The organism is Galbibacter orientalis DSM 19592 (assembly GCF_000260115.1).
GTDB lineage: Bacteria > Bacteroidota > Bacteroidia > Flavobacteriales > Flavobacteriaceae > Galbibacter > Galbibacter orientalis.
In genome coordinates this window covers 464,413-489,225 of record NZ_JH651379.1, presented here as the reverse complement: position 1 = coordinate 489,225, position 24,813 = coordinate 464,413, and the positions used below count along the sequence as shown (strand labels likewise).

Genomic DNA, 24,813 nt, shown 5'->3' with positions numbered 1-24,813 from the left:
TTAAATTACAAATTTTGTTATAAATAGAATAAGCAGGTATAATTAAATCCTTCATTGAGGGTTTTATTCCTCAGAGCCTGTTCTGAGTATATCGAAGGGTGCTACGTCGAAATGGGTTAAATTATTTTCCTTTGAATACCTCGTAGGCTTACCTCGAGGTAGTTGATTACTATTTTTTCTTTAAATAAATGAAGTTTATAAATAAAAAGTATGGGTGGTTTCTATTAATCTAGGTTGAGTTAATTGTAGCTGCTGTTAATGATGTCAAACAGTGGTGTAGTGGTAAAAGCAGGGAAATATTAAAAAATGAATATCCTCTTAAATGGAGCTGTTGACGTTTATGCAGTATTTAAAAAATAAGTCAAAAACATATTTTTTTGTGAGATGATATAACTCTCAAAAAAACAACCTGATAGCATAAGAAAAAAAAATATTTAAATTGATTAATTTTTTCAATTAAAAATATATCTTTGCACCGCGAAAAAGCATCTATATATTAAGACTTTTTTAGCAAATAATAAGCATAACATTAAACACTTAAGTAATGTCTAAAATTACAGGTAAAGTTGCACAAATTATTGGTCCGGTTGTAGACGTAGCATTTGATTCAGGTTCTGAATTACCAAATATCTACGATTCTTTGGAAATTGATAGAAAAGATGGTTCTAAATTAGTACTTGAAGTACAATCTCATATTGGAGAAGATACGGTAAGAACAATATCTATGGACTCTACAGATGGTTTGAGTAGAGGAACAGAGGTTCTTGCTACTGGAAACCCAATACAAATGCCAATCGGTGACGATGTTTACGGACGTTTGTTTAATGTAATTGGAGATGCTATTGATGGAATTGGAGATTTGCCAAAATCTGGTAAAGATGGACTTCCTATTCACAGAGAGGCACCAAAATTTGAAGATTTAACAACTTCTACTGAAGTACTTTTTACAGGTATTAAAGTAATCGACCTTATTGAGCCTTATGCAAAAGGAGGTAAAATTGGTCTTTTTGGAGGAGCTGGTGTTGGTAAAACAGTACTTATTCAGGAGTTAATTAATAATATAGCAAAAGGTCACGGTGGTTTATCAGTTTTTGCTGGTGTAGGAGAACGTACGCGTGAAGGAAATGACCTTTTAAGAGAGATGCTTGAGTCTGGTATTATTAAATACGGAGACGAATTTATGCACTCTATGGAAGAAGGTGGATGGGATCTTTCTAAAGTTGATAAAACAGCTATGAAAGGCTCAAAAGCAACTTTCGTTTTCGGACAGATGAATGAGCCACCAGGAGCACGTGCTCGTGTAGCTTTATCTGGACTTACAATTGCAGAATATTTCCGTGATGGGGCTGGAGAAGCACAAGGGAAAGACGTACTTTTCTTTGTAGATAATATCTTCCGTTTTACACAAGCTGGTTCTGAGGTATCTGCACTTCTTGGACGTATGCCATCTGCGGTAGGATACCAACCTACGTTAGCAACAGAGATGGGAGCGATGCAAGAGCGTATTACTTCAACAAAAAGAGGATCTATTACATCTGTACAGGCGGTTTACGTACCTGCGGATGATTTAACGGATCCAGCGCCAGCAACTACATTTGCTCACTTAGATGCTACAACAGTACTTTCTAGAAAAATTGCTGAGCTTGGTATTTATCCAGCGGTAGATCCATTGGATTCTACTTCTAGAATTCTTTCTGCTGAAGTATTAGGAAAAGAACATTATGCTTGTGCTCAAAATGTAAAAGAGCTTTTACAACGTTATAAAGAATTACAAGATATTATTGCAATTCTTGGTATGGAAGAGCTTTCAGAAGAAGATAAATTGGCGGTATCAAGAGCACGTCGTGTGCAACGTTTCTTATCTCAACCTTTCCACGTTGCTGAGCAGTTTACAGGTATTCCAGGAGTTTTAGTTGATATTAAAGACACTATTAAAGGATTTAATATGATTATGGATGGAGAATTAGATCACCTTCCAGAGGCTGCTTTTAACTTAAAAGGAACTATCGAGGAAGCTATCGAAGCAGGAGAGAAAATGCTTGCAGACGCATAAATTAGGAGCAGTAACAGTTGTTAGTTCTAAACTTTACAACTTATAACTAAAAAGTATGAAATTAGAAATAGTAACACCAGAGGCAACTTTATTTAGCGGAAACGTTACATCGGTAGCTGTTCCAGGAGTTGATGGTGAGTTTCAGATGTTAGACAATCACGCACCTATAGTTTCACTTTTAGGAAAAGGAAATGTGAAAATCTACGGAGAAGTTAATATAGAAAAAGCATATGCTTCTAAGTTTTCTAAAGGAGAAAATGGAGAGACAATATTGCCTATCACTAGTGGAACTGTAGAGATGAACAACAATAAAGTTATTGTTCTAGCAGATTAAAGAATAAACATAATATATATAAGAACGCCGCAATAGTATTGTGGCGTTTTTTTATGGTGTAGTTTTAAAGACTAGACGAAATGAAAGTTATGTTATTATAAATCGATATCCTACACTACGCAGGCTTTCAATTTGAATAGATTTATCTTCTGAAAGATATTTCCGTAACCTACTGATAAAAACATCCAGACTTCTCCCTGAAAAGAAATCAGTTTCTTCCCATAAATGGTTAAGAATATCTTCCCTTCGGATAACACAGTCTTTATTTTTGTACAAATATTCCAAGAGTTGGGCTTCTTTTTCGGTAAGATATTTTTCAGAATAAGAAGTCTTTAGTAACAAATTTTTAGGTTCAAATATAAATTTCCCTATGGAATATGTTTCCGATTTATTCTCCTTAACAAGCGGTTTTCTTTTTAGTATGTTTTGAATTCTAAGGATGAGCTCGTCAGCATCAAAAGGTTTTGTAATGTAGTCATCGGCGCCAAGTTTTAATCCTGTTAAAATGTCCTCTTTCATTTTACGAGCGGTTACAAAAAGAAAAGGCAAATCGGGATATTTAATTTGGAGCTTTTGTGCTAGCGTAAAACCATCTTCCTTTGGCATCATAACATCAAGAATGAGGATATTAAAACTTTGCTCCTTTAAAATTTCTCGAGCTTCAATCCCGTTAAAAACACGTTGTACGTCAAATTTGTTCAATTCTAGGTACTGTTTTAGTAAATCTCCTAAATCTAAATCATCTTCAACTATTAGTATTTTAATCATGGTTTAGCTGTCTTTTAATCCCTCATTTGGGGTTTAATTCCCCAGAGCCTTTCCCTGAGTTTACCGAAAGGCTTTAGGTCGAAAAAGGATTAAATTATTTTCCTTTGAATACCTCTCGGCTTGCCCAGAGCTAGTGAATTCCTAGGTGGGAATTTTTAAAATAAATGTGCTCCCCTTTTTTGGAACACTTTTTACATTAATAGTACCTTTTAAATTTTTCATTATCTGGTTACATAGATATAAACCCAGTCCTAAGCCTTTAATATCATGTTTATTTCCTTCTGATATGCGGTAAAACTTTTTAAAAATGTTTTTTTGCTCTGAAGACGGGATACCATTTCCAAAATCTGTAATTTCTATATAATAAAAATGATCTTTTACATAAGATTTTAAAATTATTTCTGTAGCATCAGGACTGTATTTTATAGCATTTTCTAGTAAGTTTTGGAGTACACTTTCCAATTGATCAATAGCTGTTTTTAGGATCAATCTGTTAGGAGATATATTAGATTTTAGACTGTGCGTATTTGAATCAAAATGAGATGTTACGTCTTTTAAGAATTTTACAATGTCTATTTCCTGCAATTCTAGCTTTTGAGGCTCCAGAGAAGTTTCCATTACTCGATCTACAATTGTTTGAATCCTAGTGTTTTGTCTAGCAAGTGTAAGAATAAGCTTTTTTGCAGATTCAGAATTTTGAAAAGCTTCTTCTTTTTGTAAAGATTTTGTAATGAGGTTAAGGGAAGTTAAAGGTGTTTTTAATTCGTGACTAATATTGTTGGCAAAATCGGTTTTCATTTCAGCAATCTTTTTTTGCTTTATGAGCGACCGATACATATAAAAAAACAATAAAACAACTGCAACTATTAGTGCAACTCCAGCAACCAGCATCCAAAGCATTTTATTCCAAATTTTTTGTTGAAAATTGGAAATATCCATATCAACAGATTGAAGATGCTTATAAGAGTATTTAATGGCTTCATTAATAGAATCCTTTTTTTGGTCTATAGAAGATTGTGCTATTCCTTTACTGATATTAAAAGATTTTCCTTTAAAATCTTCACCAAAATAAACAAGAGGATTATCGTTAGTTTTTAGCACCGTATCATAAACTCCATTAGCTTCAAAAATAATCTGAGTTAACTGTATACGAATGCTAATCTCCTTTAAAATAGGGTAATTTTTAAAGTGAGATTGTAGATAAATATGACTTATTTTTTGGATAGAATCTGCTAAAATATGTGCGCTTGCCTGAAATTGATTTGACGTAATACTATCATAAACTTTTTGAAAGCAAAGCTTTTTAAAATCTTCGAAAAACTGTTCTTCAATAGTATCAATCTCGGCAGATTCTATTACGGGAGCTATTTGCTTTTTAACATCGTTTATATATGTTTTGGAAGTTAATTGATAAGTGTTTTGAATAAGGTAGTATTGTATAGAAACCAGTCCAGCTAATGCAAGGAGGCAAAAAAAGACTAAGAGTTTTATTTTATTTCGCTGTTTCATTCATTTACAAAAATAGCCAACTTAAAAAATTATGGGGAGATAATTTGGGCATTAACCCTTCATTAACCTACGGTTAACCCACATTGCCCCAATGTTTTTTCATATTTGCTTTTATAATTAAAACTTAAATATCATGAAAAAATTAGTAATTGTCTTTTTATTCTTGGTTTCATTTGTAAACCTATGGTCGCAAAGTACATCGGTTTCTACATCTGTAAGTAATAACTCTTATTTATCTATTTCAGTAAGCGACACCGATTTTGAATATAATTATACGGCTTCTTTTGATAAGGAAAATACAGAAAGTGTTAAAGAAGTTATTGAAGAGGTTTTGGGGGTAGCATTAGATAAAAATACACGTACTGCTTACTGGGAAGGAACTGGATATAGCGTGCAATTGCGTCAGGGGAGAGTTAAAATAGAAATGGAAAAAGAAGCAACCACCAAGTCATTTCAATTAAAAATAGAAGATTTAGCCGATCAGATTTCAGAAACTCTTGGTAGTGAAGAAACTCCAGAACCTCCTAAAACACCCCAGCGTAGTTAAGTTCCTTTTTTATAATTGTAACAATTGCTGTTTGAAGTTGTCTTTATAAAAACTGAACTTTTAATGAAATACCTAAACTTTATTTTTCTACTTTTTAGCTTGCATATAGTGAGCGCTCAAGAAGGAGACTCTATTTCCAGAAAGAAAATAGATGCCATTAGAATTACAGAAGCACCAAAAATAGACGGTGTTCTTGATGAGCTTATTTGGAATAGTGCTTCTGTTGCTACAAATTTTATTGAGAGAGAACCTAATAATGGCACTCCAATTCCAAATAGTCTGCATACGGAAGTTAGAATTGTGTATGACGACCTTGGAATCTATTTTGGAGCAATTATGAACGATCCTAATACTAGTAAAATAGCAAAAGAACTAACCGAAAGAGATGATATAGGAAACGACGATTTCTTTTTTATTTTACTGAATGGATACAACGATCATCAGCAGAGTTTTGAGTTTATTGTTACCGCAGCTGGTGTTCAATGGGATGCGAAACTGACAAACGGGAATGAAGATTCCTCATGGAATGGAGTTTGGTATAGTAATGTGAAAATAAATGAGGATAATTGGATAGCCGAAATATTTATTCCCTATTCTCAACTTAGATTTCCAGAGAAGGATATCCAAACCTGGGGATTAAATATGGAGCGAGAGTTTAGACGAGAACGTAGGCGGTTTAGTTGGAATCATGTGGATAATAGTAAAGGTTCTTTTTCTATTTATGATGGAGAAATTCATAATATTAAAAATATAGATGCGCCATTAAGATTATCATTTCAGCCTTATGTTTCTTCATATATTACTTCTTTTGATGGGAAATCTGAGGTAAGTGTTAATGGAGGAATGGATTTAAAATATGGAATTACAGATGCATTTACTTTGGATATGATTTTAATTCCAGATTTTGGTCAGACTAAATTTGATGAGCGAGTGCTTAACCTTTCTGCATTTGAAGTTCAATATGAAGAGCAGCGGCAATTTTTTACAGAAGGGACAGAATTGTTTAGTAAAGGAAATCTTTTTTATTCTCGTCGAGTAGGAAGTGCACCAACTGGAGCTGTTCAAATTAATGATAACGATTCACTTTCTTTTTATCCGCAAACGGTAGATTTAATTAATGCCATGAAAATTTCGGGTCGTACAGATGGAGGTTTAGGAATTGGTTTTTTTAACGCTGTTACCGAACGTACGTACGCCGAAATAACAAACACAAATACAAACGAAACCCGAGAGGAATTAGTAGAACCTTTAGCAAATTATAATGTGTTTGTTTTAGACCAGCGTTTTGGGGAGAATTCTTCTATTTCTTTAGTCAATACAAACACCACCCGCGAAGGTAATTTTAGAGATGCCAATGCAACAGGACTTTATTTGGATGTTACCAATAAAAAAAATACCATAAAATATTGGGTTAGTGGAGAGGGGAGTTGGGTAATGCAAGGAGATTCTACTAAGTTTGGAACAGAAGGAAGCACAGGAATTTCTAAAATAGCTGGGAACCATAGACTTTCTGGAGAGGTTAACTTTAGGACAAAAGATTATGACATCAACGATCTTGGGTATTCTAGTACCACCAATTACATTCGCTATTACGGATATTATGGATATCGTTATTTAAAACCGAAAGGCAACTTAAATAACATGTATTTAAATTTTAATTTAAATCTAACAAGGCGTTTGGATCCAGGGTTGTATTCTGAATTTAACTTTAATTTTAATTCCAGTTTTACAACTAAAAAATTTATAAGTTTTGGAGGAGGTTTTGAAATGACTCCCTTTGGTGTTAACGATATTTACGAACCTAGAGAAGAAGGCAGGTACGTTAAGGTACCAAGTTATTATGATGGTTGGGCTTGGTTTGAAACAGATTATAGGAAGAAGTTTGCAATTGGAATTACCTATGATTACACTACTCCCCATCTGTAAGACAGTTTAAATATATATCTAATTATTTATGATGCTATTCTTTTTGTATTATAAATTTGATCAGGTGGTACTTTTCCTATTTCAGTATGCCTTCTTTTGGTGTTATAGAATTCAATATATTCCGTGACCATTTGATAGAGATCTAGACCTCCGTTTGGTGGGTTTAGATAGATCTTTTCATATTTAAGAGACTTCCAGAAGCGCTCAATAAAAATGTTATCCAAAGCTCTTCCTTTGCTGTCCATAGATATTTGAATATCATGTTCTTTAAGCACTTCAATATATTCGGAGCTGGTATATTGTGACCCTTGATCGGAGTTATGGATCTCCGTATTGCCATATTGAGCGATAGTGTCTCTAAGAAGCTCGATACACCACTGTTTGTCCATTGAGTTTGAAATACTCCAATTAAGTATTTTTCTACTATATACATCAATGATAGCATTCATATACATAAAGCCACGGAACATAGGAATATAGGTGATGTCAGTCTGCCATACTTGGTTAGGGCGGTCTATTACTAAGCCCTTCAAGAGATAAGGGTACTTATAGTTTTTAGGATCCCTGATGGTGGTTTTAGGTTTTCTATATATGGTCTGTAATCCCATAATTTTATACAGCCGTCTTATTCTTTTCACATTTACGTGGTAGCCAAGATCAAGGATGAGATAATCAGTCATCCGTTCGACTCCATAATAGGGGTGTTCCAGGAACTGCGCATCTATTGCCTTCATCAGTTCTAAATTCAATGGACTCTCACTTTTAGGCTTATAATACAGACCAGAGCGATGAATGTTAAGGATTTTACATTGTTGTGCAAGACTCAGCCTTGGATGAGATTTTACTACCTTTTGTCTTCTTTCAGTAGTACTCATTTGCCCAAGACTTTCTTTAAAAAATCATTCTCAACTTGTAATTGACCGATCTTACTATAAAGCGGTGCGGTATCCACAGCTGGAGTATCTTTTTCTGATTTGGACTCGAAAGCAAGTTCTGCGTTTTTTAAAAACTCTCGCTTCCAATTGGATATTTGGGCTGGATGCAATTCAAATTTGGCAGCAAGTTCAGGTATACTTGTCTGCTCTTTTATCGCTTCAATGGCTACTTTGGCCTTAAAGGATGCGCTGAATTTTCTTCTTGATGTTTTCATATTGACAGGGTTAAAATTACAACTTAATTTCCTGTCCTAAATTTGGGGAGTATTATAGATTGGTATGTATATAGTGAAGGTTGGAGAGATGAAAAACGAATTGATTTTTACCCGCGTTATCGCTTTTCAGATAAATGGAAATTGTTTTTAACTACCAATGTTATTTTAAATAATGAAGACAGAGGCTATGTAAATAATTTGGATGGGGATATAATTTTTGGTCAAAGAGATCGAAATACAATTGAAAATGCTATTGAATCTCAATACATTTTTAATAATGTAATGGCGCTAAATTTATCTTTTAGACATTATTATTCGGATGTGAGTTATGATAAATTCTTTAGTTTGGAAGAAGATGGTAATTTAATTTTGAATCCTGATTATCTAGAAAATCATAACACTACATACAATAATTGGAATATAGATTTACGTTTCTCTTGGTGGTTTGCACCTGGGAGTCAGTTAACTTTATTGTATCGAAATGCTATAGAAAGTTATCAAGAAGAAGCGGTAAGAGACTTAAATAGAAATTTTGATAATCTTTTTAACGAGCCACAATTGCATAGTTTGTCGCTTCGAATTAGTTATTTTTTGGATTACAATCGTGCTAAAAGTTGGTTTGGAAAGAAACATTTAAAAGAAGAACACGCCTCTATCTATAACAATAGAAAATATGGAAGGCGGTTATAACGGTTTTATATTAAAAGTAGTGCTTGATAAATATGATAGTTAATTCAGTTTTTTTCGTTACTTTGGTAAGTCTTGAAAAATAATTTCTAGTATAAATGACTGAAAATAAAGAGCATCTAAAATTAACTCATGATGGTTTAAAAGGAAAACTTTTAAATTTCACTGGAAAATCGGGAGAGTATTGGGTAAGTATTATTCCTTCTTTAAACGTTTCTGGTTATGGGGATACAGAAAAAGAAGCTATCAAAGACTTAGAATACAATCTTAAGGTTCTTTGTGATGACTTATTTAAATTGTCTCAAGGTCAAAGAGATGCTGAATTAAAAAATCTGGGTTGGTCACGAAATAAATTTTTTAAACAACAATACTCTTCGGCTTATGTTGATGATAAAGGAGTATTACAGAATTTTGATTCTCCAAAACAAGTTAAAAAAACTATTTTGGAACCAGCAAATGTTTAAGGTTTGGGAAATAATAGACCAGTTAAACTTAAAGATTGGATAGAATTTTTAAAAGCTCACAATTGCTCCAAAAAACGCCATAAAGGAACTTCACATGAGCATTGGAAATGCCCAAATTGTTTTCGAACAATAACATTTAGAAGTCAGTATAAGGAAATTCCAGCAATGCATCTAAAAACAAACTTAACTACATTGGGTTTTGATTTGGATTATTTATACAAGTGGATCGACGAAAATTAGTCTGCATTACAGTCAATAAAATAAAAACTCCCTAAACAGTTTAAAACTATTTAGGGAGTTTTTAATATAATAAATAGGAGAAATTAATTCTCTTTTGGAGTAGTTGTATTAGGAGTAAGTTTAGCTTTTTCAGCATTACCAGCTTCTTTCTGGTTTAATAAGAGTTGTCTTATTTGCTTTGCCAATTTAAAATTTGGAGCCATTACAATAGCTTCATCTACAAGTTTTATAGAAGCGTCAATATTTTCTTTATCTTCATTATATTTTAAAAGTCCTTCTTGATATTTAAAAGCAGCTTTTAAAGGCACTTGGTAAGGAGGATTAGACTCATAGAAAGGAAGCATATCTTCATCCGTAGAATGCTCAAGACCATACTTAATATAGGTGGCAGCCTCTACAGTTTTTCCGATTTGTAAATTAAGATCAACCAAATCATAAGCAATATAGATATCTGGTTTTCTGCTGAACATAATATCAAACTGTTGAACTGCTAATTGCGGTTGATTTAAAGCTTTTAAAGACCTAGCTTTTACTTCTACCGCAAGGTTAGATGCTTTAGTGTCTTTCTCGGCGCCTAACAGATTAATAGCTTGAGCATGTTGCCCAGAATTACTGTAAAAATATGCCAATGTATCTTTTCTTGCCTCATTTGGACTCAATACATTTAAATGCGTCAAAGCATTAATTACACCTCTAACATCGCCTTGTTCTTTCATTTGCTTGTAAAATGCTTCATAATGCTGAGAAAGAGTACTGTTATTTTGAGAAAATCCAGCAAAAGATGCTAAAAAAACCAAAAGTATTATAGAATGTTTCATAGTAGAAAATTGTAGTTTAAAAATAACATGAAGCGGTTTACGTCTGCTACTTCAGTTTAACCTGCCAAATCTATTAAAATTATTCAATAAAAATATTAAATCTATGCAAAAGCATAAAAAAAAGGAGCATTGTTCTTATGGACAAACAATACTCCTTTTTAATAAACTAATCTAAACTAACTTAAAAACCTAACCTAAAATTTTTATGTGTTTTTTATAAATGAAAACTAATTCAATTTCTTTTACACTGTAAAATTACAAAGAAGTAAGCGTTCAAAATTCAGCTTTTAAGCTGTTTAACCTATATTTAACTAGAAAATACTCCATGTGTTAAGGTTTTTAAGAGCTATTAATATTCTAGGTTTGGATAGATAAAATTATATGATAAATAAGTGTTAATTAATGTAGAGGTAATGGTTTTTCCTTTGGTTTGTTTAGTGTTTTCAAACTGAGGAATCTTGATGCCTAATTTATTTGCCTGCTCAGTATAATATTCTTCTTTTGAAGGATGTATAGGAGCAGAAGCGTTTAGAGTAATTCCCCAAACTTCTTTTTCAATAACTTTATTGATAATACCAATACAATCTTCTAAATGGATTAAATTGACTGGTGCATTTGGATTGGCAATGTTTTTTTTCCCTGAAAGGGTATTTACTGGATGCCTGTCTCCTCCATACAATCCAGAAAAACGAATTACAGTTGTTTTGAAATTTGGATTTTTTTGAAGAAGCTCTTCGGAAGCTAAAATTTGTTTTCCGCTTTCAGTTTGAGGTTTTGCAGGGGTATTTTCATCTACAATAGAATTATCATTAGCATAAACTGAAGAGCTACTCACAAAAAGTACCTTTTTGACATTTGATTGTTCTATTTTTTCTGAAAGCGTTTTAATTTTTGAAATGTAATTAGCCTCAGAATTTTTGCGAATTCGAGGCGGGATATTAATAATTAATACATCTGTATCTTGAAGAAAATAACTAATATTTCCTTCTATATGATGCTTGTGTACAGCTAATAGAAATGGATTTATTTTTTGGTGGGCAATGTTTAAAATTTTATCCACAGAAGTAGTGGCTCCATTTACAGCATAGCCTTTTTCTACAAAAGATTTTGCAAGTGGAAATCCTAACCAACCACAACCAAGTACAGCAATTTTTTTCGGCATTATAGTTCTAATGTTTTTTTAATCAATATAGCATCATTTAAAACAAAAGGCATGGGGATTGCATTTTCAGGTCTGACAGGAACACTGAATAATGCGTGTTCTAACAAATTATTTGAAGCTTCAAAAAAAGTTAGAACAGGTTTTTCAGTAGCATAAAATACTAAATTTATTTCAGAATAATCATTATTGCTAATGTAATGTGTTAAAAGTCTGCTTCCTCGTTTTTTTAAAAAATCTTCAGAAAAAGAAATGCCATTTACATTACAGCTCAATATGTTGACATTGTTTGTAGTAATTTCTAAACGATTTACCTCTCTACGAGGTGTAACACATATTCTAACGTGTCTTTTATTGTTAATAACAGTATCTTTTTCAATGTTAATAGTAGGGGCAAGAATTTCCTTTATGGGAGCTTTGGAGGTATGTGTAAACACAGTTCCGTATTTACTGCTAAATTTTATTTTATCTTCAGAAAAAGTATTATTCTCATTAAAATATGCTGAAGTCCAAGGATCTAAAACTTTATTGTAAGTTGCCCATTGTACGGTATTTGTATCACTATCTAAAACGTATAATAAACTAGTTGGATGTGGTCTTTCTTTGGTGAAATTGGATTGGAAATGTGCAGAAGCAAATAAAAGTATAGCCAGAACAAACCCTAAATAGGCGTATGCTTTTTTGTTTTTATAAAAACCGAATACAGGAAGTAAGAGTCCAAATAAAAGCACACTTAAAACGCAGGATGTAATTAATATTTTTAGTCCTAATCCAACAGGAAACATTTGTATTAATGGCGCAAAAATCCATAAAGCGGGAATACATAATATAATTAAGAAAAGTAGCGACGGACTCTTCTTTTTTTGATTTATAAGGATAAATAAGGCTCCTAAAGCTGCAAATACAGGAATAATAAAAAAGCTAGCTCCTTTTAAATATATTGCAATCCCCGAGCAAATTACCAACCAAAAAAGGAGAGGTGTAATAAGAAGATTTGGAACAGAAATATCCTTAATTTTTGAATAGGCATAAAAGCAAATCCCAAAACTCAATGCAGTAAAACTAGCAATATATAAATGTCCATTATATGTAAATCCATGCAGAATATCTTGGTATTGTGGATATAACTCTTTTAATGCTGTCCAACTAAAATAGCCAATAAGTCCATTAATTAGCAAAGAGACAAGGAATGCTAAAAAGCCCTTAAGAATGCCTTTGCCAGAGAGTTTTCTGTTTTTAACACCTATATAAACAAGCACAATCCATATTGTAAAGGCTATTAGTAGCATTGGAAAAATCCAACTAAACGGGTAGTAAACAAAATTAAATACTGGGATATCAAAATAGATGTAGTCAAGATTGGATTTTATAGAGTTTAGGTCATAATCTCCATAAAAATTTAGTAACGGAATTAGATATGAAATTTGATGTTGTAAAGTGTTTTTGTCAACGTTCTCAAAACTATCATTGGCGGTATGGTAGTCAAAATGGTCGTCTATAAAGGCAAAATTAAACCCATTAATATTAGCATCTTCTCTAAAAACAGTCAAATCGGTGTCGTTTGGAAGCATTTTATAAATGCTATAAGTTAAAGAGTTGGCAACAGGAAATTGTGGATTCGCTTCATTAAAAGATTCAATCATATTTTTATTTCCACCATTGGTTTCCATCAACATATAGCTAGGGCCGCCACTACCTCTGGCTTCAAAATTGAGGATGAGTCCAATATTGTTTTTTAGCGGACTCTTATTTACAAATAACTGAGCTCCATTTAAGCCTAATTCTTCAGCATCGGTAAATAAAACTATAATATCATTTTTTGGTTTTTTCCCAGCTTCTAAATAGGAGCGGATGCCTTCTAAGATTACTGCCACGCCAACGGCATCATCGCTTGCACCCAGAGAAGAATGAGGGTTGCTATCGTAATGAGACATTAAAACCAAGGCTTTCCCTTCTTCGGATCCGTCTATTTTAGCTACAATATTTTGCGCATAGCTCAGATTTCCCCAGTCGCCACTTGTGTATCCCTTTTGAACTTCTGTTGTTAAACCTATTTTTTGTAGTTCAGAAATAATGTATTCTTTTACTTCGGCATGCGATTTAGAACCAACGAAATGTGGTTTTTCGGCAATTTTTTTAATGTGATTTAGCGTGTTTTCCGTAGAAAAAGTTTGAGGAGAAAATTCCTTCTGTGGCATTAAATCATAAAAACGCCAAGCGGTAAGCGCTATGATAATAATAAACGATAATAGGAGCGATAGTTTTTTCAAATCTTTAGGTTCGTTAGCTTTATAAATATAGGGATAAGAATTTTATTTTTCATAATGATGAATTTAAGTTTGTTATTTTATGATTATTACGATAATTAACAATAAGATTACGAATAATTTATTTTATTCAAAGAATATTGATTATATTTATATTTCACACCAATCAAAAAAATCTGCAAGAATATGGGAATTAAAAGTTTTCAAGGAGCAAGGGAAGAACAAAAAAAGAAGTATAATGCTCCAATTTTAGTGGAAGATTATATGACTAAAAATTTAGTGCTTTTTAAACCAGATCAATCTATTTTGGAAGTAATGGAACTTTTTTTAAAACATCGGATTTCTGGAGGGCCTGTCTGTGATGAAAATGGACATTTAGTTGGGATAATATCTGAAGCAGATTGTATGAAGCAAATTTCTGAAAGTCGCTATTTTAACATGCCAATTCTCGATAAAAATGTGGAAAATTTTATGACTAGAGATGTGGAAACAATTCCACATGACATGAATATTTTTGACGCAGCTTCTCGTTTTTACAAAGGTCACCGCCGTAGATTGCCTGTTATGGATCACGGAAAATTGGTTGGGCAAATAAGTCGTAAGGATATTGTGGTGGCTGCTTTAAAATTAAACAGTCATAATTATTAGTGCTTTATTGTTCTCTTCGGACTAACATATAATAATCGTTTTCCAACGGTAAATAACCTAAATCATACAAAAAGTAATAGGTAGTGCCCTTTTTGGTAGTATAGGTGCTTGTAAAATGTTCAAAATCAAATCCTCTGTCTAATAATCTGGTTTTTGTGGTTTTTGTTTTGTTTTCTGGATTTAAAGCTTCTAATATTCTGTAATTCTTTCGAAGTCGGTTATTTATATTCCTAATAAGATTTTTACTGTCTTTATTTAAATTATTATTAAATGCATTTCTACAATAATCATTGCAAAACTTTTTATCGGCTCTGCCTATAAGTTTTTCATTGCATTCAAGACAGGTTTTTTCCATTTTAATTTCACCTTTAGTTGTTAAGTAGGTGTATTGATTTGAAAGTGCTTTTAATTACAAATTCATTTATTTCAGTTTATAATCCTTTCTTACTTTGTTACATTCATTGTTTTATGTGCTGATATACCTTCATTATAACCTTTTTTAAATTCATCCCAATCAACAATTAATATTAAAATAAACATGGCAAATGTGCCTAATAAAAATATTTTAATAATTTTTCCAGTAATTTTTATATTCATAATTTATAGGTTTAAATTTCTCTTATGAGAGATTATTATCTATAAATATACTATTTTTTCTTTATTTCGTATAAATCAGTTCTTCTATCTTTTAGAATTCTAACACTTCCATGCTCGTGTAATTCTTTTAATAAATCAATGTTTACATCAACAAGTAATGTCATTTCTGTATTTGGTGTAGCTTCTGCTTTAATTCCGTTGTTAGGAAAAGCAAAATCTGAAGGAGTTAAAACAGCTGCTTGCGCGTATTGAATATCCATATTATTTACTCTAGGGAGATTTCCAACACAACCCGCTATAGCTACATAACATTCGTTTTCAATAGCTCTAGCTTGCGCACAACTTTTTACACGGGTGTATCCGTTTTGAGTATCGGTTAAAAATGGAACAAATAAAATTTGCATGCCTTCATCTGCCATAAGTCTGCTTAACTCTGGGAACTCCACATCGTAACAAATAATAATCCCGATTTTACCGCAATCGGTATCGAAGGTTTTAATTACATCTCCACCTTTCATTCCCCAATGAGCAACTTCATTTGGAGTGATATGTATTTTTGTATACATTTCTGAAGAACCATCTCGCTTGCATAAAAAACCACAATTATACAGGTTTCCATCTATTATATTTGGCATACTTCCTGTAATAATATTGATATTATAGGAAATGGCAAACTCTTGAAATTTCTGATAAATTGGTTCCGTGTATTTTGCTAATTCTCTAATGGCATCCGCTTCATTTAAATGATTATAATCTGCCATTAAGGGAGCTGTAAATAATTCGGGGAACAAAGCAAAATCGCTTCCATATCCAGAAACAGCATCAATAAAAAATTCAGCTTGCTCGAATAAGGCATCCAAATTTTTTAGGGGTCGCATTTGCCATTGAATAAGCCCTAATCTCACAATAGATTTTTCAGAATTAATTAGCTTCGGACTTTTGTCGTAATAAATATTATTCCATTCCATCAAGACAGCATAGTCTAAGGAATGTGTGTCGCCCTCTAAATAATTTTTCATGATTTTCTTTACATGAAAATCGTTGCTTAATTGAAAGGCAAGCACTGGATCAAAAAGCTCTTTCATCCGCACTTTCTCAATATATTGCTTCGGACTAATTTCTTCTGCATATTTGCTGTAGTTTGGAATCCTTCCTGCAAACATGATCGCTTTAATATTGAGTTGCTCTGCTAGTTCCTTACGTTTATCATATAAACGACGCCCTAAGCGTAAACCTCTATATTTTGGGTGAATAAAAACATCAATTCCATACATAATATCTCCCGAAGGATTGTGCGTTGAAAAAGTATAATTACCTGTTATTTCTTCATACGTATGATTGTCGTCAATATCTTTATCATCAATAATCAAGGATAAGGCACAACCAACTACTTTTTCATCTGCCAATACTACTAATTGTCCTTGTGGAAAGATTGAAAGTAATTTTTTTATTTCATGTTCTTTCCAAGGAGCATCTTCAATTCCGCTATAGGCTTCTATCATGGAAGCACGCAATTCAAGGTAGTCTTCTATTTGAAGGTTTCTTAGTTCTATTTTACTTATAGTTTCCATATATGCTTCTTTTATAAAAGTTTACAAATGATTACAAACGGTTACAACCGAAATTAAACGAAAGTAACTAAGTAAGAACCGAGTAAACTTATGACCTTAATCAATCTTTGCAATGTTGATTTGAGTCAATCGAATTTACAATTAAAAATAATATTAATCTTTTAAATTTTTCAATTATGAATACTTTAAGAAACAGTGTACAGTTAATAGGAAACTTAGGTAACGACCCTGAAATTATTAAATTAGAGAGCGGTAAAATTTTAGCAAAATTCTCCATAGCTACCAACGAAAGTTATAAAGATCACAGTGGTAATTTAGTTAAAGATACGCAATGGCACAATGTGATTGCTTGGGGAAAAACTGCTGAAATTGTTGAGAAGTACTTAACCAAAGGAAAAGAAGTAGCTATACAAGGGAAATTAAGTACCAGAAGCTATTTAGATAAAGAGGGGATAAAACGGTATACTACAGAAATAAATTGCAATGAACTTTTGTTGTTAGGTAAGGCTAATTAGGATTAAATTTTTGATGAAATTAAAATTCATTTAATCGAATTCTAAAAAATAAAAAGGTGTCTTAAAAATTTTATAGTTGTCAATATAAACTGAGACTGACTAATAAAATTTTTAAGACACCTTTTTTATACTATTAAGTAAGAGGAGTAAAGATAAACTTATGCTGCTTTTTCTTTCATTAAGTCAAAACAAGGACATTTTTTACAACGCTTGGATTCGCTTTTCTGATATTTTTCACAACATTTAGATTTTAAGCCTTTTACTTTAAGCTCCTTAATCTTCTTGTTTTTCTTCTTTTCTTTATCTTTCTTCTTTTTGCCCAACGGAAAAATGATTTAATTACCGTTGACAAATATATTTATTTAAACTTAATCTAAATAAACTTTAACACTTTTTCAGTTGAAAAAATTATTCTAGAGGTGTTGAAGCAGAGCTAGTAACAGTTAATTGTTGGATATCTCTATCAAAAAGGTAAAGACCTCCTTTATCATCTCCAATAAGGTTAATTTTATCTAAGATTGTTCTTGCCATTTCTTCTTCAATTTGTTCGGCAACATACCATTGTAAAAAGTTATGGGTAGCATAATCTTTTTCTTCCAAAGTTATATGTACAAGGTTATTAATGCTTTCTGACACGAATACTTCGTGTTCAAAAAGTTTTTCGAACATTCCTTTAAAGCTTTCAAAAGTAACATTTGGCTCTTTTAAAGCAGAAATTTTTGCATGTCCGCCACGTTCATTTATAAACTTAACTAATTTAAGCATATGTTCGCGTTCTTCATCAGATTGGTCATACATAAATTGAGCAACTCCTTCAAGTCCTTTTACTTCTGCCCAACAAGCCATAGCAAGGTATATTTGAGAAGATTCAGCCTCTACTCTTATCTGTTTATTTAATGCGTCTTCTATATTCTTCTTTAACATGGTTTCTTTGTTTTTGATAAAAATAACGAAATAAAAAATTAGATTTAAGAAAACCGAAGGTCTTCTTGACAATTTAAAAATAGTCTATCTAAAAGTAAGAGGGGGTAATAGGAAGTGTTTAAAATTGCATAACCACCCCAAATTGACCAGCACCGATGCGTAGATCCCAACTAACTTTTTTTCTTTTATCGTTATATTTTTGTTCGTATTTACTATCTAAAAATCTATCAATAGCTTCTACGGTTGCAATACTTATTGCTACTCCAACAACAACATCTGTAAGCCAATGGGCGTCTGCCCATAACCTTGACACGCCAGGAACTAATCCTAAAGTATAGATGCCGCCTTTTATCCAAGGGTTTTTAAATTGTTTTGCTATGGCATAGGCGTTGGTGAAAGCTAAAATAGTATGCCCAGAAGGAAATGAATGATAATCTTTATTACTTGTAAACGGATAGAATGAGTTCTTATTATCGCCACTTCTAGGTCTTGCTCTCCCAAAAGCATATTTACTCATTTGCTGTAACAATCCAGCCGCCGATGCCGACGAAATTAAAAGCACTCCTGTTCTTCTAAGTTTTTCGTTTTTTAATCCAAGTCCTGTTAAATACACCGCAGCCGTAAGCATATAGTTGTTTTGCGGACTTCCGTAATACCAGCCATAATCTTTTATAAATTCAGGAACGTCATCACTTTGCTCAACAAAATAGTCGTTGGTTTGTTCGTCAAAAACATATAGAAATGAGGTGGTGGCAGCAACTCCTCCAAATTGTATCCATTGTTTTTTCTGCCAATGAAAAGGGCGACTGTAGGAATATAAAATTCCTTTAAACATGTTTCCTGTATCGTATTTTAACATTTGCCACCGAGTAGCATCTTTATCCAGAAAATTTACATTTTGCGATTGAACTGAATAAGAATTCAGTATAAAAAAAAGTAATACAGCATAGCAAAACCCTGAAACTACTTTTTTAAAATAACGATTGACAAACATTTTACAAAATTTTCATTAATTTATAACTAATAATACTGCTACTCGATAATCGAGGTTTAAATCCCTCATTGAGAGCTTTATTTCCCAGAGCACCTCCTGCTTTGCATCGAGGTAATTACTTGAAATAACACTTTGTCGGTTTTTTTAGTATTTCTTACTATTGTTTTATAAACTACTTCCAATGGAAGTTATTATTCTAATTTATTAAGATACAGATTATTTACTTAAAAATTCATAGCAAGCTGAATTCGCTTACGAGGGATATCAATTTCTATCACTTTTACTTTTACATGCTGTTGAAGACTTACCACTTCATTTACATCAGTAATATAACCATCGGTTAATTTTGAGATATGTACTAAGCCACTTTCTTTAATTCCGATATCTACAAAACACCCAAAATTGGTAATATTATTTACAATTCCAGGGAGTATTTGCCCTTCTCGTAAATCGTTTATGGTTTTAATTGTAGGGTCGAATTCAAATATTTTCGCCTTTTCTCTAGGGTCTATACCTGGTTTTTCTAATTCTTTTACAATATCCGTAAGTGTTGGTAAACCAATATTTTCGGTACAATATTTTTTAAGCTGAATAGTTTTTATAAGTTCTTTATTTCCAACTAACTCTTGAATATTAACTTTTAAATCGGCAGCCATTTTTTTTACTACGGAATAACTTTCAGGATGTACGGCAGAATCATCTAACGGATTTTTAGCATTCTTGATTCTTAGAAACCCTGCACTTTGCTCAAAGGCTTTATTCCCTAGTCTAGTTACATTTTTAATCTCTTCTCTTGAAGTGAAAGCCCCGTTTTCATCTCTATAAATCACTATGTTTTCGGCTAGTTTTTCTCCAATACCAGAAACATAACTTAATAGCGAAGGACTTGCAGTATTAATATTTACGCCTACTTTATTTACGCAACTTTCTACAACGCGGTCCAACGCTTCTTTTAGTTTAGTTTGGTCTACATCGTGTTGATATTGCCCAACTCCAATAGACTTTGCTTCAATTTTTACTAATTCTGCGAGAGGGTCAGAAAGTCTTCTTCCTATAGAAACTGCACCTCTTACTGTTACATCGTAATTTGGGAATTCTTCTCGGGCTATTTTAGAAGCCGAATATATAGAAGCTCCAGCTTCACTAACAACAAAAACCTGAACATCAGTTTCAAATCGGATGCGCTTAATTAATGTTTCTGTTTCTCGAGATGCCGTTCCGTTTCCAATGGCAATGGCTTCAATTTTATATGCATTTACAAGCGTGCTTATTTTTTTTATTGCTTGTGTGGCTTCTTTTCTCGGCTCGTGAGGATATATTGTTTCGTTATGTACTAAACCGCCTTGCTTGTCTAAACACACTATTTTGCAGCCGGTTCTAAAGCCAGGATCAATAGCTAAAATAGTTTTTTCTCCTAATGGCGGACTCAAAAGCAACTGATTCAAGTTTTTTGCGAAAACAGCTATTGCAGTAGTATCTGCTTTTTCTTTTGCATTGGATAGCGCTTCGTTAGCTAATGCAGGGGCTAATAATCTTTTAAACGCATCTTTAATAGCAAGCTCTATTTGAGTAGCACAGTGGTTATCAGATTTAATAATTCTATTTTCAATATAATCCAACGCTCTGTCTTGGTCTATGGAAATTTTAAGTTTTATAAAACCTTCATTTTCTGCTCTTAAAATAGCTAAAAGTCTATGAGATGGGCAGCGTTTTAGAGGTTCATTCCAATCAAAGTAATCTCTATATTTTTGAGCATTTTCTTCTTCAGCCTTTGCTTTAACAACTTTTGTAGTAATTTCTGAATAACGGTCATATTGATTACGAAGGGAGTTTCTAATATCTATGCGTTCGTTAATCCATTCAGCAATAATATGTCTGGCGCCTTCCAGTGCATTTTCTTCCGAAGAAATATTTTTATTTAAGTATTTGGAAGCTAGAAAATCGAGGTCGTTAGCGTTTTGTGCCATGATTATTTTAGCAAGAGGCTCCAAACCATTTTCTCTAGCAGTGTCTGCCTTTGTTTTCCTCGATTTTTTATAAGGAAGGTATAAATCTTCTAACGCAATTAGCGTATCTGTATTCTCTATTTTTTGTTTTAATTCATCAGAAAGTACTGCCTGCTCTTCCAACGATTTTAAAATACTCTCTTTTCGTTTTTGTAAGGCTTCAAAGTCTTTTTTAAGCGTAACAATATCTCCAACTTGTACTTCATCTAAATTTCCAGTTGCTTCTTTTCTATAGCGTGATATAAAAGGAATTGTACAGTCTTGATTAATAAGATGTATAGTACTTTCTATACTTTTGTTGGAGATAGAAGTTTTACTGGCTATATAATGAATAAGTGATTGCATAGTGGTTAATTTCTTGGAGAATTTAGTGCCTCAAAGCAGGCACTGAGGTTCTCTATTTTAAAACCCCAAAGGCTTTTTAAACTTTTGGGGTTTTAAATCCCTTATTGAGGGTTTTATTCCCCAAAGCTTTTTCTGAGTTTACCGAAGGACTCTACGTCGAAATGGATTAAATATATTAGATTTTTTTTAATTGATGGTTTTCCCGTTTGGAATATTGGCTTCATCTGGATTTAAAAAGACTAATTTCCCATCTTTGTTTTCGGTCATTAAAATCATGCCTTCACTTTCTACACCTCTTAATTTTCGAGGAGCTAAATTTACCAAAACACTAACTTGTTTTCCTACAATTTCTTCAGGAGTAAAGCTTTTTGCAATGCCCGAAACAATGGTTCTAACATCTAATCCAGTATCAACTTTAAGTACCAAAAGTTTGTCTGCTTTTGGCATTTTTTCAGCTTCTAAAATAGTACCCACACGAATATCTAATTTCGAAAAATCGTCAAAAGTGATGGTGTCTTTTTGAGGCTCTACCGTTGCATTTTCTTCTGCAATGCTTGCCTGATTTGCTTTTTTAGTAGCTTCTAATCTGTCTAATTGTTTCTGAATTTCTTCGTCTTCTACTTTTGTAAATAGTAAAGAAGCTTTTTCAACAGTATGTTCGGCAGGAAGAAGCACGTCTTTTTCAGCAATATCATTCCATGCTGGTATGTTGTTCAAGGTACCAAAAGCAAGCATCTTTTTAAGATTATTGGATGTAAAAGGTAAAAAAGGTTCACTTAAAACAGCCAATCCAGCAGCTATTTGTAATGCTACATACATAACAGTTTTTACGCGCTCTTCGTCTTGTTTAATAACCTTCCATGGTTCTTCATCGGCAAGGTATTTGTTTCCAAGTCGCGCTACATTCATTAACTCTTGAGATGCTTCTCTGAATCGATATTTTTCAATAGAATTCGAAATAATTTCAGGATATTTTTTTAATTCCTGAAGTGTTTGTGTATCTATATCGGAAAAAGTATTTGGTGCTGGAATTTTACCATCGTAATATTTATGTGTGAGGACAATAACTCGGTTAATAAAATTGCCAAAAATTGCCACAAGTTCATTATTATTTCTAGCCTGAAAATCTTTCCAAGTAAAGTCGTTGTCTTTGTTTTCTGGAGCATTTGCAGTTAACGTATAACGCAAAACATCTTGTTTTTCTGGAAAATCCTCTAGGTATTCATGGAGCCAAACTGCCCAATTTTTTGAGGTTGAAAGTTTTTGTCCTTCAAGGTTTAAAAACTCATTTGCAGGAACGTTTTCAGGTAAAATAAAATCTCCATGAGCCTGAAGCATAGCAGGAAAAATAATACAATGGAATACAATATTGTCTTTCCCAATAAAATGTATTAGTCGTGAGTCTTTCCAGTAAGGCTCCCAATCTTTTCCTTCGCGTTCTGCCCATTCTTTGGTGGAAGAGATATAGCCAATAGGCGCATCAAACCATACATAAAGCACTTTTCCTTCGGCACCTTCTACAGGAACAGGAATTCCCCAATCTAAGTCGCGCGTTACAGCACGGGCTTTTAAGCCTTCATCAATCCAGCTTTTTACTTGTCCGTATACATTAGATTTCCAATCTTTTTTATGACCTTTAATAATCCATTCTCTTAAAAATGTATCGTATTGGTCTAAAGGTAAAAACCAGTGTTTTGTTTCTCTTAAAACAGGAATAGAACCCGAAATTGTAGACTTTGGATTGATAAGATCTGTAGCATTTAAAGAACTTCCGCAGCTTTCACATTGATCTCCATAAGCCCCGTCATGATTACATTTTGGACAAGTTCCAACTACAAATCTATCTGCTAAAAACTGCTGTGCTTCTTCATCATACAACTGTTCTGTAATTTCTTCAATAAACTTTCCGTCCTCATACATTTTCTTAAAAAAACCGGAGGCCGTTTTATGATGAATTTTAGCAGAAGTACGAGAGTAATTATCAAATGAAATTCCAAATTCTTCAAAAGACTTCTTGATAATCCCGTTGTATTTATCAATAATCTCCTGTGGAGTAACACCTTCTTTTTTTGCTTTCATTGGGATGGCAGCACCATGTTCATCGCTTCCACAGATAAAAGCCACATCTTTTCCTTTCAGTCTTAAATATCTTGCATAAATATCTGCTGGCACATAAACACCTGCTAGATGGCCAATATGAATTGGACCATTGGTGTATGGCAATGCTGCTGTAATTGTAAATCTGTTTTTGTTTTGGGGGGTATCGTTGTATTTCTGTGACATTCTCAAAATTTATTGAAGTCACAAAAATAAGGATTTTCAAGAGAGTTTTATATTAAATAGTAATCAATTCATAAAGCTTGTTTTTTCATTACTGTTTATTACTTATATACACTTTGGTTTTAGATGAAAAAAGGTAACAGAATTTATTGGACTCCATTTATATCAAGGTTTAAATGAGGTTTTTAAAATAAGACCCCTTGCTATTAGTAAAAATGACTAAAAAGATGATTTTAGTCATTTTGTTTGGTTTTAGTTTAAAATTACGTTGATTATTTGTTAGCTCTAATACTAATCTAAATGGCTTTAGCTGCGCTAACCATCAACGCTGTTTTTTTCTATAAACTACCTATTTTGTGACAGTTAAAATTTGTTCTTTTTTCTAATAGCTAAGCGTTCTTGTATTTTTACTCGGACATTAATGATTTTAATATGATAAATACACTTCTAGTTAATGAGTTATAAACTTTATGAAAATATTTTTTTATTCTGGTTAAAAGCTTATATTGAAGAATATTTTCTATAAAATAGAATCATGGCAGTTCATAATGTATTTGGGCAAAAGGCAGAAGAAATGGCTGTGGCATTATTATTTAAAAAGGGGTATACTATTTTAGAACGTAATTATAGATATAATTTTGCTGAAGTAGATGTTATAGCTGAAATAAATAACCAAATTATCTGTGTAGAGGTGAAAGCTAGAAGTTCAATTTTTTATGGAGATCCACAGAGTTTTGTAATCCCAAAGAAAATTAAATTGTTGGTTAAAGTAATGAATCATTATATAATAGAGAATGGTATTGATAAAGAAGTTCGTTTTGATATTATAGCCGTCTTTAAAAACAAAGGAATTTACGATATCAAGCATTTTGAAGATGCTTTTTATTATTTTTAATCGTCTGAAAGCCCTTTAATACTGGGCTTTTTCAATACAAACAAATTGTTATAAATAAAACATTTCGTTTAATTTTTTGTTTTTAAGGAAAAGATGACTTAAATTTACGCCCTCAT

23 protein-coding genes are annotated in these 24,813 nt (G+C 32.5%); 9 read left to right on the top strand and 14 right to left on the bottom strand.

The genetic code is table 11. From position 1 onward, the window contains the following. Positions 1-544: 544 nt before the first annotated feature. Positions 545-2,053 (top strand): F0F1 ATP synthase subunit beta, encoded by a 1,509-nt coding sequence (gene atpD, locus JOOMADRAFT_RS02315; RefSeq protein ID WP_008611060.1) that lies wholly within the window; start codon positions 545-547, stop codon positions 2,051-2,053. A gap of 55 nt (positions 2,054-2,108) precedes the next feature. After that, the gene (locus JOOMADRAFT_RS02310; protein WP_008611059.1) at positions 2,109-2,387 is read left to right on the top strand and encodes a F0F1 ATP synthase subunit epsilon; all 279 of its coding nucleotides are present in this window, start codon (positions 2,109-2,111) and stop codon (positions 2,385-2,387) included. A gap of 87 nt (positions 2,388-2,474) precedes the next feature. On the opposite strand, the gene JOOMADRAFT_RS02305 is transcribed toward JOOMADRAFT_RS02310, so the two are convergent. Next, on the bottom strand, positions 2,475-3,155 hold the full coding sequence (locus JOOMADRAFT_RS02305) for a response regulator transcription factor (protein WP_008611058.1): 681 nt from the start codon (positions 3,153-3,155) through the stop codon (positions 2,475-2,477). 141 nt (positions 3,156-3,296) lie between these two features. Then, positions 3,297-4,664, bottom strand: a complete 1,368-nt coding sequence (locus JOOMADRAFT_RS02300) for a sensor histidine kinase (protein ID WP_008611057.1) — start codon at positions 4,662-4,664, stop codon at positions 3,297-3,299. Between the two features lie 133 nt (positions 4,665-4,797). Here JOOMADRAFT_RS02300 and JOOMADRAFT_RS02295 point away from each other — a divergent pair, with 133 nt between their 5' ends. Together JOOMADRAFT_RS02295 and JOOMADRAFT_RS02290 are read left to right on the top strand one after the other, a co-directional pair. Next, complete coding sequence (locus tag JOOMADRAFT_RS02295; protein WP_008611056.1) at positions 4,798-5,211, top strand: hypothetical protein; 414 nt, start codon at positions 4,798-4,800, stop codon at positions 5,209-5,211. Positions 5,212-5,274: 63 nt separating this feature from the next. Beyond that, the gene (locus JOOMADRAFT_RS02290; RefSeq protein ID WP_050989639.1) at positions 5,275-7,137 is read left to right on the top strand and encodes a DUF5916 domain-containing protein; all 1,863 of its coding nucleotides are present in this window, start codon (positions 5,275-5,277) and stop codon (positions 7,135-7,137) included. A 26-nt stretch (positions 7,138-7,163) separates the two neighbouring features. Here JOOMADRAFT_RS02290 and JOOMADRAFT_RS02285 read toward each other — a convergent pair whose 3' ends face one another. Both JOOMADRAFT_RS02285 and JOOMADRAFT_RS02280 read right to left on the bottom strand, forming a co-directional pair. Further along, entirely contained in the window at positions 7,164-8,012 is an 849-nt protein-coding gene (locus JOOMADRAFT_RS02285; RefSeq protein WP_008611013.1) for an IS3 family transposase, read from the bottom strand. After that, the gene (locus tag JOOMADRAFT_RS02280) at positions 8,009-8,287 is read right to left on the bottom strand and encodes a transposase (protein WP_008611014.1); all 279 of its coding nucleotides are present in this window, start codon (positions 8,285-8,287) and stop codon (positions 8,009-8,011) included. Before JOOMADRAFT_RS02280 ends, JOOMADRAFT_RS02285 begins: the two co-directional genes overlap by 4 nt. Positions 8,288-8,329: 42 nt before the next feature. On the opposite strand from JOOMADRAFT_RS02280, the gene JOOMADRAFT_RS02275 reads away from it, so the two are divergent. Beyond that, a complete protein-coding gene (locus JOOMADRAFT_RS02275) occupies positions 8,330-8,977 on the top strand; it encodes a DUF5916 domain-containing protein (RefSeq protein ID WP_040879483.1) in 648 nt (215 codons plus the stop codon). A gap of 95 nt (positions 8,978-9,072) precedes the next feature. Then, entirely contained in the window at positions 9,073-9,438 is a 366-nt protein-coding gene (locus tag JOOMADRAFT_RS02270; RefSeq protein WP_008611055.1) for a hypothetical protein, read from the top strand. Between the two features lie 323 nt (positions 9,439-9,761). On the opposite strand, the gene JOOMADRAFT_RS02260 is transcribed toward JOOMADRAFT_RS02270, so the two are convergent. From JOOMADRAFT_RS02260 to JOOMADRAFT_RS02250, 3 genes are all read right to left on the bottom strand, one after another. Beyond that, a complete protein-coding gene (locus JOOMADRAFT_RS02260; protein WP_008611054.1) occupies positions 9,762-10,496 on the bottom strand; it encodes a hypothetical protein in 735 nt (244 codons plus the stop codon). A 349-nt stretch (positions 10,497-10,845) separates the two neighbouring features. Next, positions 10,846-11,658, bottom strand: a complete 813-nt coding sequence (locus JOOMADRAFT_RS02255) for an NAD-dependent epimerase/dehydratase family protein (RefSeq protein WP_008611053.1) — start codon at positions 11,656-11,658, stop codon at positions 10,846-10,848. Continuing rightward, positions 11,658-13,925 carry a M20/M25/M40 family metallo-hydrolase gene (locus tag JOOMADRAFT_RS02250; protein ID WP_008611052.1) on the bottom strand — a complete coding sequence of 756 codons (2,268 nt, stop codon included), beginning with the start codon at positions 13,923-13,925 and terminating at the stop codon, positions 11,658-11,660. Before JOOMADRAFT_RS02250 ends, JOOMADRAFT_RS02255 begins: the two co-directional genes overlap by 1 nt. A 183-nt stretch (positions 13,926-14,108) precedes the next feature. Here JOOMADRAFT_RS02250 and JOOMADRAFT_RS02245 point away from each other — a divergent pair, with 183 nt between their 5' ends. Next, the gene (locus JOOMADRAFT_RS02245) at positions 14,109-14,570 is read left to right on the top strand and encodes a CBS domain-containing protein (RefSeq protein WP_008611051.1); all 462 of its coding nucleotides are present in this window, start codon (positions 14,109-14,111) and stop codon (positions 14,568-14,570) included. Positions 14,571-14,574: 4 nt separating this feature from the next. On the opposite strand, the gene JOOMADRAFT_RS02240 is transcribed toward JOOMADRAFT_RS02245, so the two are convergent. From JOOMADRAFT_RS02240 to JOOMADRAFT_RS02235, 3 genes are all read right to left on the bottom strand, one after another. Continuing rightward, a complete protein-coding gene (locus tag JOOMADRAFT_RS02240; RefSeq protein WP_008611050.1) occupies positions 14,575-14,925 on the bottom strand; it encodes a hypothetical protein in 351 nt (116 codons plus the stop codon). Positions 14,926-15,014: 89 nt separating this feature from the next. Beyond that, positions 15,015-15,167, bottom strand: a complete 153-nt coding sequence (locus JOOMADRAFT_RS20105) for a hypothetical protein (RefSeq protein WP_008611049.1) — start codon at positions 15,165-15,167, stop codon at positions 15,015-15,017. Between the two features lie 50 nt (positions 15,168-15,217). After that, on the bottom strand, positions 15,218-16,738 hold the full coding sequence (locus JOOMADRAFT_RS02235) for a bifunctional GNAT family N-acetyltransferase/carbon-nitrogen hydrolase family protein (protein WP_008611046.1): 1,521 nt from the start codon (positions 16,736-16,738) through the stop codon (positions 15,218-15,220). Between the two features lie 176 nt (positions 16,739-16,914). Here JOOMADRAFT_RS02235 and JOOMADRAFT_RS02230 point away from each other — a divergent pair, with 176 nt between their 5' ends. Further along, positions 16,915-17,253, top strand: coding sequence for a single-stranded DNA-binding protein (locus JOOMADRAFT_RS02230; RefSeq protein ID WP_008611044.1), 339 nt, complete (start codon positions 16,915-16,917; stop codon positions 17,251-17,253). A gap of 408 nt (positions 17,254-17,661) precedes the next feature. Here JOOMADRAFT_RS02230 and JOOMADRAFT_RS02225 read toward each other — a convergent pair whose 3' ends face one another. The 4 genes from JOOMADRAFT_RS02225 to metG form a co-directional block, all read right to left on the bottom strand. Then, the gene (locus JOOMADRAFT_RS02225; protein WP_008611043.1) at positions 17,662-18,177 is read right to left on the bottom strand and encodes a ferritin; all 516 of its coding nucleotides are present in this window, start codon (positions 18,175-18,177) and stop codon (positions 17,662-17,664) included. Positions 18,178-18,295: 118 nt separating this feature from the next. Continuing rightward, entirely contained in the window at positions 18,296-19,171 is an 876-nt protein-coding gene (locus tag JOOMADRAFT_RS02220) for a phosphatase PAP2 family protein (protein ID WP_008611042.1), read from the bottom strand. A gap of 224 nt (positions 19,172-19,395) precedes the next feature. Beyond that, positions 19,396-21,522, bottom strand: a complete 2,127-nt coding sequence (locus tag JOOMADRAFT_RS02215) for a Tex family protein (RefSeq protein WP_008611041.1) — start codon at positions 21,520-21,522, stop codon at positions 19,396-19,398. A 186-nt stretch (positions 21,523-21,708) separates the two neighbouring features. Further along, positions 21,709-23,805 carry a methionine--tRNA ligase gene (metG, locus tag JOOMADRAFT_RS02210; protein ID WP_008611040.1) on the bottom strand — a complete coding sequence of 699 codons (2,097 nt, stop codon included), beginning with the start codon at positions 23,803-23,805 and terminating at the stop codon, positions 21,709-21,711. 532 nt (positions 23,806-24,337) lie between these two features. Between metG and JOOMADRAFT_RS02205 the strand changes: the two genes are divergently transcribed. Further along, positions 24,338-24,697, top strand: a complete 360-nt coding sequence (locus JOOMADRAFT_RS02205; RefSeq protein WP_008611039.1) for a YraN family protein — start codon at positions 24,338-24,340, stop codon at positions 24,695-24,697. Positions 24,698-24,813 lie beyond the last annotated feature (116 nt).

Coding starts and splice junctions, on each gene's coding strand:
- atpD (WP_008611060.1), top strand. CDS start 545: ATGTCTAAAATTACAGGTAAAGTTGCACAAATTATTGGTCCGGTTGTA.
- JOOMADRAFT_RS02310 (WP_008611059.1), top strand. CDS start 2,109: ATGAAATTAGAAATAGTAACACCAGAGGCAACTTTATTTAGCGGAAAC.
- JOOMADRAFT_RS02305 (WP_008611058.1), bottom strand. CDS start 3,155: ATGATTAAAATACTAATAGTTGAAGATGATTTAGATTTAGGAGATTTA.
- JOOMADRAFT_RS02300 (WP_008611057.1), bottom strand. CDS start 4,664: ATGAAACAGCGAAATAAAATAAAACTCTTAGTCTTTTTTTGCCTCCTT.
- JOOMADRAFT_RS02295 (WP_008611056.1), top strand. CDS start 4,798: ATGAAAAAATTAGTAATTGTCTTTTTATTCTTGGTTTCATTTGTAAAC.
- JOOMADRAFT_RS02290 (WP_050989639.1), top strand. CDS start 5,275: ATGAAATACCTAAACTTTATTTTTCTACTTTTTAGCTTGCATATAGTG.
- JOOMADRAFT_RS02285 (WP_008611013.1), bottom strand. CDS start 8,012: ATGAGTACTACTGAAAGAAGACAAAAGGTAGTAAAATCTCATCCAAGG.
- JOOMADRAFT_RS02280 (WP_008611014.1), bottom strand. CDS start 8,287: ATGAAAACATCAAGAAGAAAATTCAGCGCATCCTTTAAGGCCAAAGTA.
- JOOMADRAFT_RS02270 (WP_008611055.1), top strand. CDS start 9,073: ATGACTGAAAATAAAGAGCATCTAAAATTAACTCATGATGGTTTAAAA.
- JOOMADRAFT_RS02260 (WP_008611054.1), bottom strand. CDS start 10,496: ATGAAACATTCTATAATACTTTTGGTTTTTTTAGCATCTTTTGCTGGA.
- JOOMADRAFT_RS02255 (WP_008611053.1), bottom strand. CDS start 11,658: ATGCCGAAAAAAATTGCTGTACTTGGTTGTGGTTGGTTAGGATTTCCA.
- JOOMADRAFT_RS02245 (WP_008611051.1), top strand. CDS start 14,109: ATGGGAATTAAAAGTTTTCAAGGAGCAAGGGAAGAACAAAAAAAGAAG.
- JOOMADRAFT_RS02240 (WP_008611050.1), bottom strand. CDS start 14,925: ATGGAAAAAACCTGTCTTGAATGCAATGAAAAACTTATAGGCAGAGCC.
- JOOMADRAFT_RS20105 (WP_008611049.1), bottom strand. CDS start 15,167: ATGAATATAAAAATTACTGGAAAAATTATTAAAATATTTTTATTAGGC.
- JOOMADRAFT_RS02235 (WP_008611046.1), bottom strand. CDS start 16,738: ATGGAAACTATAAGTAAAATAGAACTAAGAAACCTTCAAATAGAAGAC.
- JOOMADRAFT_RS02230 (WP_008611044.1), top strand. CDS start 16,915: ATGAATACTTTAAGAAACAGTGTACAGTTAATAGGAAACTTAGGTAAC.
- JOOMADRAFT_RS02225 (WP_008611043.1), bottom strand. CDS start 18,177: ATGTTAAAGAAGAATATAGAAGACGCATTAAATAAACAGATAAGAGTA.
- JOOMADRAFT_RS02220 (WP_008611042.1), bottom strand. CDS start 19,171: ATGTTTGTCAATCGTTATTTTAAAAAAGTAGTTTCAGGGTTTTGCTAT.
- JOOMADRAFT_RS02215 (WP_008611041.1), bottom strand. CDS start 21,522: ATGCAATCACTTATTCATTATATAGCCAGTAAAACTTCTATCTCCAAC.
- metG (WP_008611040.1), bottom strand. CDS start 23,805: ATGTCACAGAAATACAACGATACCCCCCAAAACAAAAACAGATTTACA.
- JOOMADRAFT_RS02205 (WP_008611039.1), top strand. CDS start 24,338: ATGGCAGTTCATAATGTATTTGGGCAAAAGGCAGAAGAAATGGCTGTG.